General features: G+C 65.6%; 9 protein-coding genes. 6 read left to right on the forward strand and 3 right to left on the reverse strand.

The window, feature by feature from the left end; genetic code table 11:
* The first annotated feature begins 237 nt into the window (after positions 1-237).
* The 4 genes from JJC00_RS28620 to JJC00_RS28635 all read left to right on the forward strand — a co-directional run bounded on the left by JJC00_RS28620 (position 238) and on the right by JJC00_RS28635 (position 7,053).
* Positions 238-1,290: a helix-turn-helix domain-containing protein gene (locus JJC00_RS28620; RefSeq protein WP_200469187.1), complete on the forward strand. Its 1,053-nt coding sequence runs from the start codon at positions 238-240 to the stop codon at positions 1,288-1,290.
* 318 nt (positions 1,291-1,608) lie between these two features.
* A complete protein-coding gene (locus tag JJC00_RS28625; protein ID WP_200469188.1) occupies positions 1,609-5,706 on the forward strand; it encodes a beta strand repeat-containing protein in 4,098 nt (1,365 codons plus the stop codon).
* A gap of 2 nt (positions 5,707-5,708) precedes the next feature.
* The gene (locus JJC00_RS28630; RefSeq protein WP_246774297.1) at positions 5,709-6,281 is read left to right on the forward strand and encodes an invasion associated locus B family protein; all 573 of its coding nucleotides are present in this window, start codon (positions 5,709-5,711) and stop codon (positions 6,279-6,281) included.
* Positions 6,282-6,354: 73 nt separating this feature from the next.
* On the forward strand, positions 6,355-7,053 hold the full coding sequence (locus JJC00_RS28635; protein ID WP_200469189.1) for a hypothetical protein: 699 nt from the start codon (positions 6,355-6,357) through the stop codon (positions 7,051-7,053).
* A gap of 258 nt (positions 7,054-7,311) precedes the next feature.
* Here JJC00_RS28635 and JJC00_RS28640 read toward each other — a convergent pair whose 3' ends face one another.
* Positions 7,312-8,373, reverse strand: a complete 1,062-nt coding sequence (locus tag JJC00_RS28640; protein ID WP_200469190.1) for an isocitrate/isopropylmalate dehydrogenase family protein — start codon at positions 8,371-8,373, stop codon at positions 7,312-7,314.
* A gap of 168 nt (positions 8,374-8,541) precedes the next feature.
* Here JJC00_RS28640 and JJC00_RS28645 point away from each other — a divergent pair, with 168 nt between their 5' ends.
* Positions 8,542-9,930 carry an MFS transporter gene (locus JJC00_RS28645; RefSeq protein WP_200469191.1) on the forward strand — a complete coding sequence of 463 codons (1,389 nt, stop codon included), beginning with the start codon at positions 8,542-8,544 and terminating at the stop codon, positions 9,928-9,930.
* Between the two features lie 7 nt (positions 9,931-9,937).
* Here JJC00_RS28645 and JJC00_RS28650 read toward each other — a convergent pair whose 3' ends face one another.
* Positions 9,938-12,133 carry a hypothetical protein gene (locus JJC00_RS28650; RefSeq protein WP_200469192.1) on the reverse strand — a complete coding sequence of 732 codons (2,196 nt, stop codon included), beginning with the start codon at positions 12,131-12,133 and terminating at the stop codon, positions 9,938-9,940.
* A gap of 171 nt (positions 12,134-12,304) precedes the next feature.
* Positions 12,305-13,924, reverse strand: a complete 1,620-nt coding sequence (locus JJC00_RS28655; protein ID WP_200469193.1) for a B12-binding domain-containing radical SAM protein — start codon at positions 13,922-13,924, stop codon at positions 12,305-12,307.
* Between the two features lie 272 nt (positions 13,925-14,196).
* On the opposite strand from JJC00_RS28655, the gene JJC00_RS28660 reads away from it, so the two are divergent.
* Positions 14,197-14,646, forward strand: a complete 450-nt coding sequence (locus tag JJC00_RS28660; RefSeq protein WP_200469194.1) for a (2Fe-2S)-binding protein — start codon at positions 14,197-14,199, stop codon at positions 14,644-14,646.
* Positions 14,647-14,655 lie beyond the last annotated feature (9 nt).

Consider the following 14,655-nt stretch of genomic DNA (forward strand, 5'->3'; position numbering starts at 1 on the left):
GATAGTCGGAGCTTTCCGAATGTCGCCACAATCATGAAATCTAGATGCGAGCACGACTGCTGTAGCAACCTGCATCAGCCCGATCAGGAGCGGCCGGCGGTGTTGTTCGCTATCTAAAATGCCGCCTCTTTGTCTCCTTGAAATACGGCAGCCTGCCGCGCGCAGGCGACGCAACCTTGGGAATGCGCTTCCGTTGAGCCGACGTTCGTCGCTTGCGGCCACGGGGCACGAAAGTAAATGCAAGAAAATGACAAGGCGCCGGGACGCGCAGCCCAGCTCCTGGAACATGTTCCCCTCCCACGCGAGCCGCGGAACATCAGGGATATAGCCCCGGCGCCTCCACGGCTGTTCTCGACACGACACTATCCGCCATCAGAGCAGTTCGAGGTCTGGAAGACGCGGATGGCTTCGCTGGTCGAGGTCGCGCCGCCGGAAGGTCACATCCCTTCGCGCGGATTCGAGGTCGAGTACCTGACCTGCAACATGGCCGATGTCGTGTTCACGTCCGGGCGGTTTGCCGCGCAATCGTTCAGCCGCGTCATCGCACCGTCACACGGCGCGCCGGTGGATATCTGGTGGCTGTTCCGGGTGCGCTCCGGCGAACTCTGTTTCGAAACTGCAGAGCGGCGGATTCAGGCCGGGCCGGGCGCGATGTTCCTGATCTCGCTCGACGAGAATTTCCGCGGCAGCATCACGGACTATGACGGCCTGGTGCTGGGCTTGCCGCGCAGGGCATTCGCCGATGTGGCCGATCAGTTCGACGAGGTCTGCAATACTCTGCTGTCCGGCAATCTGATCGAACTATTGGCCGATTATCTCGACCGTCTCGAAGCGCGCATCATGCTGATGTCCGCGGACGAATTGAGACAAGCCGGGCGCGCGACCGCGCACATGATTGCAGCCTGCATCCAGCTGTCCTCGGACCGGCTGCGACAGGCGCGCGGCTCGATCGAGTCGGTGCTGTTCGAGCGTGCGCGTCTTTATATTGAGACTCACCTCGCCGAGTTCGACCTGACTCCGGAACGCATCGCGCAGAAGTTGCGGATCTCGCGCTCCGCACTTTATCGCGCATTCGAGAGCGTCGGCGGTGTCGCCGGCTATGTCATGCGCAGGCGGCTGCACGCGGCGCATGCCGAACTTGTCGGCAGCCCGGACAGGCAGGTGCAGGAGATCGCTTATCGCCACGGCTTCAAACTGGCGTCCGATTTCACCCGCGCGTTCCGCCGCGAATTCGGCGTCAGCCCGCGCGAGATGCGCGAGCGCTTTCGTCGCCGATCGACTGCTGGTTAAATCTCCTAAAGCTGCATCGGCTGATCATTCAACTTGTGAGACGATCTGCGCGTATTTGGGACGGTCTGCTGAGTGACGTCGACGGAATTGTGTCTATCCTTTTCCGCATGACGACTCGGGGCACAGTGATGGGGCGGTCGAGCGGGCGCTGGGTGGCTGGATGCGTTCGCTGAATCGGCACATCGTTGGCCGGGACAAGAATGCGAGCGCACGCTCCCTTCACTTCTCCACGCGCGCTTTCAAAGCATACGCGTGTGGGCTCAGTCCGTGGTTCGATACCCCCGGCGTCTTCAAAAGATGTCACGAAGGGGACGCGCCATGGCCATCGCACGCAACTCGACCGAATCGCTGAGGCATCAAGGGCGCACCGGCTTCGTCCGGAGCTGGATCGCGGCGGGCGATGCGGGCATCGGTTCGCTGCGTCGCCGGCTGCTGGCGCTGCTGCGGACGGCGCACCGGACGCTCGGCGTGAACCGGAACCGGTTAGGTCTGGGGACGCTGGGAGTTGGCGGGTCGGCCATCGCGGCGACGCTTGGTGCGTTCGCCGTCGTGGTGATTTCGGCCTCGGCCGCTAGCGCCGGAAGCGTGCAGCTTGGCGGCGGATCTGCGACCGGTACGGATTCCGTGGCAATCGACACCAGCTCGTCGGCCAGCGGCCTGCGCGCCATCGCGATTGGAAGTGCAGCAACGGCGTCCGGACTGGATGCGGTTGCCCAAGGGACCAACACCAGCGCCAGCGCCCAGAATGCCGTCGCGATCGGCTTCCAGTCGATCGCTTCACAAATTAACTCCATCTATCTTGGCTCGCGCACGGCCGCGGGAACCGGTGCGCTTGCTCAGAGCGCGATCGGCATCGGCACAGACGTGACGGCATCTCAGGCCGACGCCATCGCGATCGGACGGGGGTCCGTTTCGTCGGGGCAATATGCGGTGGCTCTCGGCCTGAACGCCAAGGCATCGGGCACCGGCGGTGCAATGGCGCTGGGCCAGGGCACGGTCGCAAGCAACGTCAATGCGGTCGCGCTCGGCGTCGACGCCAGTGCCACCGCCGCCGGCGCCAGCGCCTTGGGCACCTTTGCCAGTGCCACGGGAGGCAACTCCACTGCGATCGGTGTCAGTTCCACGGCCAGCGGCAGCTTCGCATGGGCCGGAGGCTGGGCCTCCGTCGCCAGCGGTCTCAACTCCACCGCCGTTGGCAAGCAGGCTGTTGCGTCGGGGACGGGCGCGCTGGCCTCCGGCAACCAGGCCGCAGCCTCGGCAGATTTCAGCGTCGCCTTGGGGAACCAGGCGCAGGCACTCTCGACCGGCGGCAGCGTCGCGCTGGGATCGGGCGCAATCGTCAATAGCGCGGCGACCGGCGGCGTCGCGCTCGGCAACAACGCGACGTCGACTGGCGCCAATTCGATCGCAACGGGCGTTAGCGCCAATGCCAGCGGCGCGAACTCGCTCGCGGTCGGCTTCCAGTCGGCTGCCAGCGCCACCAGCGCCATCGCGATCGGCAACACCGCCGTCGCCAATTCCGCCAATGCGGTCGCGGTGGGTACCAACACCCTGGCGACCGGCGGCCAGGCGGTTGCGGTCGGCGCCGGCAACGTTGCCAGCGGCAACGGCGCGGTTGCGATCGGCGATCCCAACACCGCAACTGGCAACGGCGCCATCGCCAACGGCCTCAACAACACCGCGACGGGGGATGGCACGGTTGCGATGGGCAACACCAACATGGTGGGCGGCGGTGGCCAGGCGGTCGGCACCGCAGGCACGCCGGCGCAGGGCGCGGTCGGCATCGGCTACCAGAACACGGTGACCGGTCAAGGCGCGGTGGCAATCGGCGACCGCAACATCGCCAATGGCGCGAGCGCGCTCGCCTTCGGTAGCCAGGCCAATGCCACGGCCGCGAATGCGATTGCGTTGGGTGCCGGTGCGACCGCGGCCAATGCCGGCGCAGTCGCGCTCGGCTCCGGCAGCGTCACCACGGCCGCGGTCGGCACACCAAACACGGTGATCAACGGCACCACCTACAGCTTCGCCGGGACCACGCCGGGCTCGACCCTCAGCGTCGGGGCGGGCGGCGCCGAACGAACCATCACCAATGTCGCGGCGGGCCGGATCAGCGGCAGCTCGACGGACGCAATCAACGGCTCGCAGCTCTCGGCCACCAACCAGGCGGTGGATGGTCTCGCCACCACCGTCAACAACATCAACACCGGCGGCGGCATCAAATATTTCCACGCCAATTCGGCGCTGGCCGATTCCACCGCAACGGGGTTGAACTCGGTGGCGATCGGCCCGGTGTCGACGGCGACCGGCAGCGGCTCGGTCTCGATCGGCAACGGCGCGACCGCCGCGAATGCCAACGATATCGCGCTCGGCTCGGGCAGCCAGACCGGCACGACGGTTCAAACCGCCAGCATGGTCGTCGGCGGCACCACTTACGGCTTCGCCGGCACGACCCCGACCTCGACGGTCAGCGTCGGCTCGGTTGGCAACGAGCGCACCATCACCAATGTCGCGGCGGGACGGGTCGGCAACGGCTCGACCGATGCGATCAACGGCTCGCAATTGTTTGCCGCCACCTCGGCGATCGACAGCCTCTCGACCGTCGTCAGCAACGGCCTGACCCATTACTATGGCGTCAACGATGGCGGCACCCAGCAGGCCAACTACAACAACAACGGTGCGACCGGGACCAACTCGATGGCGGCCGGCGTTGCCGCGTCGGCGACGGCCGCCAATTCCACCGCGCTGGGCTTCAACACCCAGGCCACTGTCGCCGACGGCGTGGCGATCGGTTCGGGCTCGGTGTCCAACCGCGCGCTGGCGCCGGCATCCGGCACGATCGGCGGCACCATCATTCCCTTCAACACCACGGATCTCGCGCTGCTCGGCGCGGTGTCGGTCGGCAATGCGACGAGTTACCGGCAGATCACCAACGTCGCCGACGGCACGCAGTCGAGCGACGCCGTGACTGTGCGGCAGCTCACCGGCGCGCTGTCGTCGTTCGCGACCACGACGACAAAGTACTTCCACGCCAACTCCACGCTCGCGGATTCCCTGGCGGTCGGCAACAACTCGGTCGCCGTGGGGCCGCAGACCGTGGTCAACGGCGACAACGGCATCGGCATGGGATTTGGCGCAACCGTGGCGCTGACTGCGCCCGGCGGCATCGCGATCGGCCAGAATTCGGTGTCCAACTTTGCCGATTCGATCGCGTTCGGAACCAGTGCGCAGGCCAGCGGCATCCAGTCGGTGTCGATCGGCGCAGGATCCCAGACTTCCAACCCGACCAGCGTTGCGCTCGGCTCGAACGCCAAAGCGACGGCGCAGGCGGGCGACGTCGCCCTCGGCGCCAATTCAACCACCTCGACCGTGGTGAAAACCGCCAGCACCACGATTGGCGGCACCACATACGGCTTCGCCGGCACCGCGCCGACCTCGACCGTCAGCGTCGGCAGCGGCGGCGCGGAGCGCACCGTCACCAACGTGGCCGCCGGCCAGATCACCTCGACCTCGACCGATGCGATCAACGGCTCGCAGCTCTGGGCCACCAACACCGCGCTCGACAATCTCTACACAACCGTCAGCAATATCAGCAGCGGCGGTGGCGGCGTCAAATATTTCCACGCCAATTCGTCCGCGGCGGACTCCGTTGCGGCCGGCGCGGAGAGTGTTGCGATCGGAGGGCAGTCGGTGGCAAGCGGGGCCAACGCGATATCGATGGGCAACGGCTCGACGGCCTCGGCCGACAATTCGGTGGCGATCGGCGCCGGCGCCAAGGCGACGCAGGCCAATTCGCTGGCGCTCGGCGCGAACTCGACCACGACGGCCAATCTGAGCGATGCGGCCTATACGCCGGTAGTCGGCAAGAGCGTCGCGGGCGTCGCGACCGGCGAAGTGTCGGTCGGCTCGTCCGGAGCTGAACGCCGCGTCACCAACGTTGCCGCGGGCTCGGCGGGCACTGATGCGGTCAATGTGAGCCAGCTCCAGGCGGTTGCGTCGAGCTCGATCCGCTACGACACAGATGCATCCGGCAAGACCATCAACAAGGTGACGCTGAACAGCGGCAATAGCGGGCCGGTGACCGTCAGTAATGTGGCGGCGGGCGTCGCCGGCACCGACGCGGTCAACGTCGACCAGCTCAACGGTGCGTTCCAGCAGCTCAATGGCCAGATCGGCGAGATACGGCAGGACGCCTGGCGTGCCGCGGCGATCGGCATGGCCGCCGCATCGCTGCGCTATGACGACCGGCCCGGCAAGGTCAGCGCGTCGGCGGGCGGCGGCGTCTGGCGCAGCCAGGGCGCGCTGGCCTTCGGCATCGGCTACACCAGCGAGAACGGCCGGGTGCGCACCAACGCGGCCGCAACCACCGCCGGCGGCGACTGGGGTGTCAGCGCTGGCGTGAGCTTGACGCTCAATTGACGGTGATTGTGGCGAGGCGGCTGGCATGCCTGGCTTTGGCGATCTGGCTCGGGGCAGCCGCGCGCGCCCCCGCGCAGGGCGCGCCGCCATCCGGTTACGCCGTGAAGCCGTCGGACGTCGCGGTCCCGGAAGGCGAGACGCTCGGCGAGTTCAGGCGGATGATCCAGCCGTTCAGGAACTGGACCTTGATCTGCGACGAGAGTCTCAAATCGAAGCGTCGCGTCTGCAACGTCACGCAGTCGATCGTCAGCGCGCAGGGCGCGGTCGCCTTCAACTGGTCGCTGATTGCGACCGCCGACGGCAAGCCGCTGATGGCAATGCGCATCCCGGCAACTGCCGGCGTCGGCGCGCAGATCGAGCTCGCCATGGGCGACAGTCCGGACCACATTGTCGCGCAGACGGATCACTGCGATGCCAATTTCTGCTTCGCCACGATTGCGATCGGCAATGTGCTGAGGCGGCACATCCGCGCGGCGACGCCGTGCGTTGTCTCCTACCAGCTTCCGCAGGCAGGGCCGATCGTGCTGGAAGCGCCGCTGGACGGATTGTCCGGCGTGCTGGCGAAACTGAAATGACAAAGGAAGCCGTATGCGGACCCGGAATCCGGCGCTCCGCATCGAGGTGCACGTTAAGAGGATGAACAGGCCGATGCGATTGAAGACCCCAATCCTGATTTTCTCGGCGGTCGTCGTGGCGGCGGTCAGTGCAGCCGGCGTCGTCGGCTATGCCCAGCAGATGCAGCCCGCCCAGGCGCAGCCGATGCCGTTGCAGCCGGGAACGTCGGCGCCGGCCAAGAAGCCCGCCGCCCCGGCCAAGCCACAGCCGCAGCATAGAGCGCAGCCGCAGGAGACGCAGACGCCGCCTTCTGCCGCGGCATCCGCTCCGCCGCCACAGGCGGGACAGCAGCCGACTGTGTTCGAGGATCATGCACGGCAGGGCAACATCGTGACCTGCGCCAATCTGTTCGGGACACTGGGCCGCGGCCTCGCGATGAACTCCAACTATACCGCGCAGTCGCAGTGGGACGCCAAGGCCGGCAACTCTCATTCGGTGCAGTCGCTGGTCGCGCTCGCGCCGAACCAGCCACCCCAGGACAGCGCCAACCAGCAAGCCGCCGGCATCGTGTTTGCTGCGCCCGTTGGATCGTCCTGCGAGGGCAATCTTGTGCGGGTGACGCCGCGGGCGGAGAACTGTTCGATGGTTGCAGCCGAGCTCGCCAAGCTCAACGGGCAGAACGGCGCGCTCGGCCAGCTGGCCACGATCGCGCTGCCCAACGGCGCGCAGGTGATGCTCGTTCCGTTCGGCAACGCCTGCGTCGCGGTCACCGCGCTGCGGGTCGCAGGATGACGCCGATAGCCACGGAGTGATCCTTCGCAGCTCTGAAAGGGACTACGCGCATCCGTGAGCTCACGCGATACTCTCGTCCTCAACTACCACCAGCATAGCATCGTGCCGGTGTTTTGCCCGACGTGTCAACGTATCCGACGCGCCGAGGGGCGGACCGGAGCCGACTGAAAAATCCCTTGTTCATCAAGGGGCCTTCTACTGTGCATGGGGTTGTTTCGAGCGTTTTGCTTCGAGCGTGAAAGAAAAAGCGGACGCAGCTCACTCCGCCCGCAGGATTTCGGCGATCGCGGCGCCCGCCGCGATCGTGCCGAGCTTGCCGCCGACATCGCGCGTCGCCCTGCCCTCGCCGATCGCCTTCGCCACCGCCGCTTCGATTGCACGCGCCGCTTCCTCATAGCGGACCGCGCCGCTTGTCTCGCCATGCCAGCCGAGCAGCAGCGCGGTCGAGAGGATCAGCGAGACCGGGTTGGCGACGTCCTGGCCTGCAATGTCGGGCGCCGAGCCATGCGCGGCCTGCGCCATGGCGTAGCGGTCGCCGACATTGAGGGAGCCGCCGAGGCCGAGGCTGCCCGAGAGCTCTGCGGTGAGATCGGACAGGATATCGCCGAACATGTTGGTGGCGACGATGACGTCGAACCGGTCGGGGTTGCGCACCACATGCGCCATCATGGCGTCGACCAGGATGTCGTCGACCGCGAGGCCGGGATAGGACTTCGCCGCCTTGCGGCAGATGTCGAGAAACATGCCGTCGCCGAGCTTCAGCACATTGGCCTTGTGCACGATGGTGAGATGCTTGCGCCGCTTCATCGCCAGACGACAGGCGGCGTGCGCGATGCGCTCGCAACAGAGCCGCGTGATCCGCCGCAGCGAGATCACGACGTCTGATGTGACCAGTAGCTCGCCATTGCCCTGCTCCATGTTGCGGTCGGCGTAAAACCCTTCGGTGTTCTCGCGCACCACGACGAGGTCGAACTCGCCGAGCCGGCCGGGCCGGCCGGCGTAAGTTCGCGCGGGCCTGATGTTGGCGTAGAGGTCGAGGTTCTTGCGGAAGTGGCGCGACGGATTGATCTCGCCATGCGCCTCGTCCCTGAAGTCGAAGGTCGCGGTCGGCCCCAGGATCAGGCCGTCGGCGGCGCGGATGGTTTCGATGAGCTCGGGGCGCACGGTGGTGCCGAACTGCTTCAGGCTCGCGTGGCCAACCGCATGCTCCTCCAGCCGCAGATCGAGCTGGAAGCGCTCGGAGGCCGCGCGCAGCACGCCCGTTGTCGCGGCCGTGATCTCCGGTCCGATGCCGTCCCCCGGCAGAACGACGATTTGCATGGTGATCCCCTGTGAGAGCGGCAGTCGCGATGATACGGCCGGCGCGAAGGCTCAGCGCCTGAGCTTCGCGCATACAATGCATGCAAGCATATGCCTGTGGAAGCGACCTTCGGCGTAGTACATGCCGCAGAGACCATTTGAGCCCGCTGTCGGAGAACGCGCAAGGCAATGACAATCACGTTACCTGCCGCTGCGCGCGAGCCCGATCATCCCGTTGCCGATGGCCTGCCGGCCGAGCAGCGCCGCTGGGCGATCGCCGCGATCTTCACGGCGCTGGCGATGGCCTCGCTCGACACCGCGATCGCCAACATCGCGCTGCCCGCCATTGCGGCGGATCTGCATGTCAGCCCGGAGCAGTCGGTCTGGGTGGTCAATGTCTACCAGATCGCGCTGGTGGCGACGCTGCTGCCGCTCGGCGCACTCGGCGAGATCGTCGGGCACCAGCGCATCTATCTCGGCGGCCTCGTGCTGTTCACCATCGCCTCGCTGTTCTGCGCGGTCGCCTGGTCGCTCGACAGTTTGCTGGTCGCGCGCACGCTGCAAGGCCTCGGCGCCAGCGGCATCATGAGCGTCAACACCGCGCTGGTGCGCTTCGTCTATCCCGGCCGGATGCAGGGCCGCGGCTTCGGCCACAACGCGCTGGTGGTCGCCACCGCCTTCACTTTCGGGCCCTCGATCGCGTCTGCGATCCTCGCGGTCGGTCCGTGGCCGTGGCTGTTCGCCGTCAACATCCCGTTCGGCCTCGTCGCCACCGGCATCGGCTTTGCAATGCTGCCGAAGACGCCGCGCGCCGATCACGGCTTTGATTTCCTCGGTGCGCTTCTCGCCGCCCTCTGCCTCGGCCTGTTCATCACGGGCATCGGCAGCGCCGCGCATAATCTGTCGCCTGTTATCGTGGGCGTCGAGCTGGTCACGGCGCTCGCGCTCGGCTTCATCCTGACACGCCGCCATGCCGACCATCCCGCGCCGATGCTGCCGATCGACCTGTTCAGCCGGCCGATGTTCGCGCTGTCGGCGGCGACCGCGGTCTGCTCTTTCGCGGTGCAGGGCCTCGCCTTCGTCTCGCTGCCGTTCTATTTCGAGGACGTGCTCGGGCGCTCGCAGGTCGAGACCGGGTTCTTCATGACGCCATGGCCGCTGGTGGTCGGCATCATGGCGCCGATCGCCGGCCGGCTCTCCGATCGCCATCCGGTCGGCCTGTTGGGCGGCATCGGCCTCGTCCTGCTCGGCCTCGGTATGGCGCTGCTCGCGCTGCTTCCGGCGAGCCCGAGCATTCCCGATATCGTGTGGCGGATCATGATCTGCGGCATGGGGTTCGGCTTCTTCCAGGCGCCGAACATGAAGGCTATCATGGGAAGCGCACCGCCGCACCGCGGCGGCAGCGCCTCGGGCATCGTCGCCACCGCGCGCCTGACCGGACAGACGACCGGCGCGGCGCTTGCCGCGGCGTGCTTTGCGTTCGCTGGTCACAACGGCGCGACCGTCGCGCTGGCGTTAGGTGCGGGCTTTGCCGCGCTCGGCAGCGTAATGAGCTTCTTGCGGCTGGCGGTGAAGTAGGCCGGCTCTATTGCGCCTTCTGCGCGATCGGTCGGCTTACGGTGGCCACCGCATCGAGCGGGTCGCATGTGATCGTCCGTCGGAGCTTTGGCGGACCGTCCCAACCCGCGGTGTCTTTTACGGGCGTGAACGTATCACCTTTCGGCGCGAGGATGATCGGCTCCGATTTCAGGCATGCATCGGGAAACGCGATGCCGTGTCCAGCGCCTTGCGAGAAATGCCCGACCAGCATCTGCGACGCCTGCATCCGCGCCGCCGGCGAGGCCCGCATCGAACGATCGGGATCGAAGGCGCGATAGCATGGCCAGTCGGTGTGACCCGCCGCGAACTCATAGATGATCCTGCAAGCCGCGCCGGCCGATTTCACGAACGGCGCATCCGAAGGCGCCGCGGCGTCGCGCTCGAACACCAGGGTTTGCAATGTCAGCGCTTCCGTCGTCGCATCCGGCGAGACGGGCTTGCCGGGATCGATCGCGATCTCGCCGCGCGAAAACACCAGCCTGGTCCTCGGTTGCGCGTCCCTGGTTTCCAGCACCATCAAGGGTCTTGCGGCCCAGGAGCGATCCAGTTCCACGTCGCCGCCGCCCATCGTCAATCGCACATTGCCGAGAGCCGGATGGTCCTTGGCGAAATCGATCATGCGGAGGCGCACGGTCTCCTTCGATGCCTCCAGGCTCAGGAAGCGCAGATCGTCGACCTTGCGTGTGATCGGCATCATCGGGTCGAAGCGATCGTCGATATTGAACCGGACGATCTTCTTCAGCTTGGCCACGGCCGCTCCCTTTGGCGTGGCCGGCGGCGCGACGTCGATCACGAGCAGCGCGCCACCCGGTGAATAGGTATCGCCGAAGACGCGCTGCCAGATCGCCGTCAGCGGCGAGTCCGTCCGCTGGTCGACGTCCCGCGCGAAGACAATCTGCTGCCCGGGGCGAATGACCGGAAAATTCTGGAATGCGCCGAGCGCTGCGCCCTTACTGACGGCTTCTCCGGCGAACCTGATGCATCTGGACCGATCGTCGTTGCCGGATTGTTCGACCGGCTTCAATGCCGAACGCGAGCAGAAGCTGAGATCGTTGTCGACCGTCTTCTGCGGACTGATGGCCGTCGCGTAGATGGTCTCAGGCGCGCCTGGAATTTCCATCGGCAGCGGAGACGTCGCGAACATGTCGACCTCCACCATGCTCAGCAACGATCCGGCATCTTTCGAGCAGAGATCCCGCCGCGGCAACGTATTGGTCAGAAGCCGCGCGGCGTCGGCACCAACGATGCAGGACACCGTATCCTGCGGATTGTTCCGGCTCATCCAGATCAGATGGTCCTTGCCCTTGCTATCGACCAGCAAATGCGGTGCCGCATGATGGCGGCGCGGCGGCAGCCAGATCGGGACGGTTTCCGACAGCATCGGCGCGCGCTCGAGCAGAGCCTCCGGCAGCTTCGTCACGCCCACGGAACGCAGCTCGGCGTCAACCTCGTTCGGATCCTGCGTGTACGCGAACACAGGCAGCTTTCCGCAAGTCATGCAGGTGACGGCGATGTCGGATCGCACGTTCTCGAACGACAGGATGACCTGATCCGGCTCGTTGCGGTATTTGGCGGGATCGACCGACTTGAACGGATGGTCCACCACGCGGCTGGCCTGAAAACCGTCCGAGCGGAACGGATCGGATTCGAATTCAAAATAGGTCGATCGATCCCAGCCGCGAAAGGCGTTGTACCCGCCCATGCTGACGCCTGCGAGGACCATCTTCGAATCGGTCTGGCAACGCGTCGCGCTGCCGGTCCCGCTGCCGTTGCGGATATAGACGCAGAGCCGGAACGCCGCATTTTGCAGGATGCGATCGCAATCGTTCTGGTTATAGCCGTAGGTGGCGAGGCCATGGCGATAGCAGAGGTCGTGGAAGACGCAGGCCTGCCGGAAGCGCTGCAGGACGAGGTGGCGCCTGCCGTTGTCGTCCTTGCTTCCGTCGAAGAAGATGTTGGTCACCGCGGGAAGGCTGCAGTTCAATCCCTCGCCGCTGCCGCCGATCGTGCTGACGACCTCCGGTCCCGATTCGAAAGAGGTGACGGTGGCGGGCATCTCTCCGTCGGTGATGTCATCGACATTCTTGTAGAGGGAATCGGCGACGAACGAGGGCAGATAATTGAAGAGCAGAAAGATCGCGACGATCGCCGCAACCGACCAGCCGATCACCTTCCTGGACATGCCGCACCCCGCTAAAGCTATTCTTGTCGCAATATGGCCGATAGGCTCGGAAATTTGCGGGAGCCGCCGCGATCGATGGCGCCCCGGTGTTATCCTGGCGACGATCGCCCCCAGGTTGTCGCGCTGTCAAGCGAGCGGCTCACAATCGCGGCCCTGAATTTGGGCGGGATGTCAGGCCAGATTTCGCGCCACGGTCGCGCCGTCAGCGACGACTGGAACCGGCATTTGCTCATCCAGCGCGGCGAGGCGCGCGTCGATGGCATCGATGACCTTGCGCGAGAACGGCCCGAGATGCGCATAGGCCGCGATCATCTGCACCGCGATGCGCGCCGATGAGGTGTCGCGCTTGGCGCAGTTCATAAAGGTCTGCCACAGCGGCCCGCGCGCCTCGGGGATCGCGGTGACCACACGGTGCACGGTTTCCATCGCCCCGACCCGCGAACGGATATCGCCCTCGGCGAGCTCGTGGCGCTGCCTTGATCGGTCGAGCAGCGTCATCAACTTATCGACACGGCCCGCATAGGCGGCGGGGCTGTAGACCCGCTCCAGCACCGTCTTGTAGTCCAACAGGATGTCGCGCAGCGGCCGCACCGGATCGAAATTGATGCCGCCGGTGCACTGGTCGCCGCCGGTCGTCGATGCCAGATCGTGGTTCGCGTGCAACCGGCCCTCCTGCGCCAGGCGGCGCGTGAGCTGCGTGTTCGGCAACGCATAGAGCAGGCCGACCATGGCGACGGGAATCGCGGCCTCCTCGATGAAATCGATCATGGCCTCGGCCATCGAGACCTTCTCGCTGTCGAAGCCGACAATGAAGCCGGCGGTGACGAGCATGCCGGCGCCGTAGATCTTGTGGATGCTCTCGGCGATGTTGCGCCGCGTGTTCTGCTTCTTCCGCATCGCGACCAGCGTCGCGGGATCCGGACTTTCGATACCCACGAAGATACCGAAGAAGTTCGCCTCGCCCATCAGCTCCAGCAGTTCGGGATCGTCGGCCAGATTGACCGAGGCTTCGGTCGACAGCTCGAAGGGATAGCCGTGCGCGCGCTGCCATTCGGCGAGCTGGGGCAGGAACTGACGCAGCGACTTCTTGTTGCCAATGAAATTGTCGTCGACAAAGTCGAGATGACCGCGATAACCCATCTGGTAGAGCCGTTCGAGCTCGACGAACATCTGCTCGGTCGTCTTGGTCCGCGGCACGCGGCCGTAGAGCTCGATGATGTCGCAGAACTCGCAGGTGAACGGGCAACCGCGCGAATACTGCACGCCGAGATAGAGATAGTCTTCGAACTTGAGCAGGTCGAAGCGCGGCACCGGCGTCTTGGTGACGTCGGCCTGGAATTTCGGCGCGGTGAACACGCCGGTACGCGCGCCGCTATCCCAGGCCGCGATGAACTCGTCGATGACGCCCTCGGCCTCGCCGAGCACCTGAAAGTCCGCACTTGCATAGACGTGCGGGCTCGACGTGGGATCGGGCCCGCCGACCACGACCGGCTTACCCGCTGCGTGGCACTTGTCGATCAGACGGAGCGTATCGGCCTGCTGCGGCAGCATGCCGCCGGTGAAGACCACGTCGGCCCAGGCAAGATCGTCGTCCCCGAAGGCTTGCGTGTTGCAGTCGATGAGCTTGACCGTCCAGCTCTCCGGCAACATCGCCGCAACGGTGATCAGGCCGAGGGGGGCAGCTGGCCGCCGGACGCCCATCAGCTTGCAGGACTCGCCAAAACTCCAGAAGGATTCCGCAGTGAACAGCGGATAGAGCATGAGCACATTGCAAGGGCGCGATACGGTCATGGAACCTCTTTTTGCGTCGCATGAGTGTACCAGAGCGCCGACGTCTTGCACCCCAGCAAAACGGACAATCTGTCGCCCGTCCCTCAGACCCAGACGTCGCTCCAAACCGCGTCCGCTGGCGCAGGGAGGCAACACCGTCCGATCCATAATCTTCCCGCGACCACCGAAATCTTCGTGACCACCCCTCAGACTCTTGATTTGAAAGGTTCCAATTTGCCCGACACATTGCGCCCCTGAGTCCATCGGTGGATGGGCCAATCAGGGGACTTGCGATGGCAAACCTAACAATCAACGGAAAAATCTTCACGCTCGACGTCGAGCCGGATACGCCCTTGCTCTGGGCGATCCGCGAAAATGCCGGCCTGACCGGCACCAAATATGGCTGCGGCATCGCACAATGCGGCGCCTGCACCGTCCACATGGACGGTGTTGCCATCCGCTCCTGCGGGATCTCGGTCGCCGAGGCCGAGGGCAAAAAGATCACCACGATCGAGGGCCTCGCCTCGGGCAGCACACTGCACAAGGTGCAGCAGGCCTGGATCGCCAAGGACGTTCCGCAATGCGGCTATTGCCAGAGCGGCATGATCATGGCCGTGGCGGCACTCCTGAGCGAGAAGCCGAAGCCGACCGACACCGACATCGACGAGGCCATCACCAATATCTGCCGCTGCGGCACCTTCCAGCAGGTGCGCGAAGCGATCCACACGATCGCAAGCGCCTGAGGAGCCGGC

Origin of the sequence: Bradyrhizobium diazoefficiens (genome assembly GCF_016616885.1) — a bacterium.
GTDB classification, from domain to species: Bacteria; Pseudomonadota; Alphaproteobacteria; order Rhizobiales; family Xanthobacteraceae; genus Bradyrhizobium; species Bradyrhizobium diazoefficiens_F.

Bases quoted from the DNA above. Each gene is read 5' to 3' on its own strand.
- JJC00_RS28620 (WP_200469187.1), top strand. From the start codon at position 238: ATGCAAGAAAATGACAAGGCGCCGGGACGCGCAGCCCAGCTCCTGGAA.
- JJC00_RS28625 (WP_200469188.1), top strand. From the start codon at position 1,609: ATGGCCATCGCACGCAACTCGACCGAATCGCTGAGGCATCAAGGGCGC.
- JJC00_RS28635 (WP_200469189.1), top strand. From the start codon at position 6,355: ATGCGATTGAAGACCCCAATCCTGATTTTCTCGGCGGTCGTCGTGGCG.
- JJC00_RS28640 (WP_200469190.1), bottom strand. From the start codon at position 8,373: ATGCAAATCGTCGTTCTGCCGGGGGACGGCATCGGACCGGAGATCACG.
- JJC00_RS28645 (WP_200469191.1), top strand. From the start codon at position 8,542: ATGACAATCACGTTACCTGCCGCTGCGCGCGAGCCCGATCATCCCGTT.
- JJC00_RS28650 (WP_200469192.1), bottom strand. From the start codon at position 12,133: ATGTCCAGGAAGGTGATCGGCTGGTCGGTTGCGGCGATCGTCGCGATC.
- JJC00_RS28655 (WP_200469193.1), bottom strand. From the start codon at position 13,924: ATGACCGTATCGCGCCCTTGCAATGTGCTCATGCTCTATCCGCTGTTC.
- JJC00_RS28660 (WP_200469194.1), top strand. From the start codon at position 14,197: ATGGCAAACCTAACAATCAACGGAAAAATCTTCACGCTCGACGTCGAG.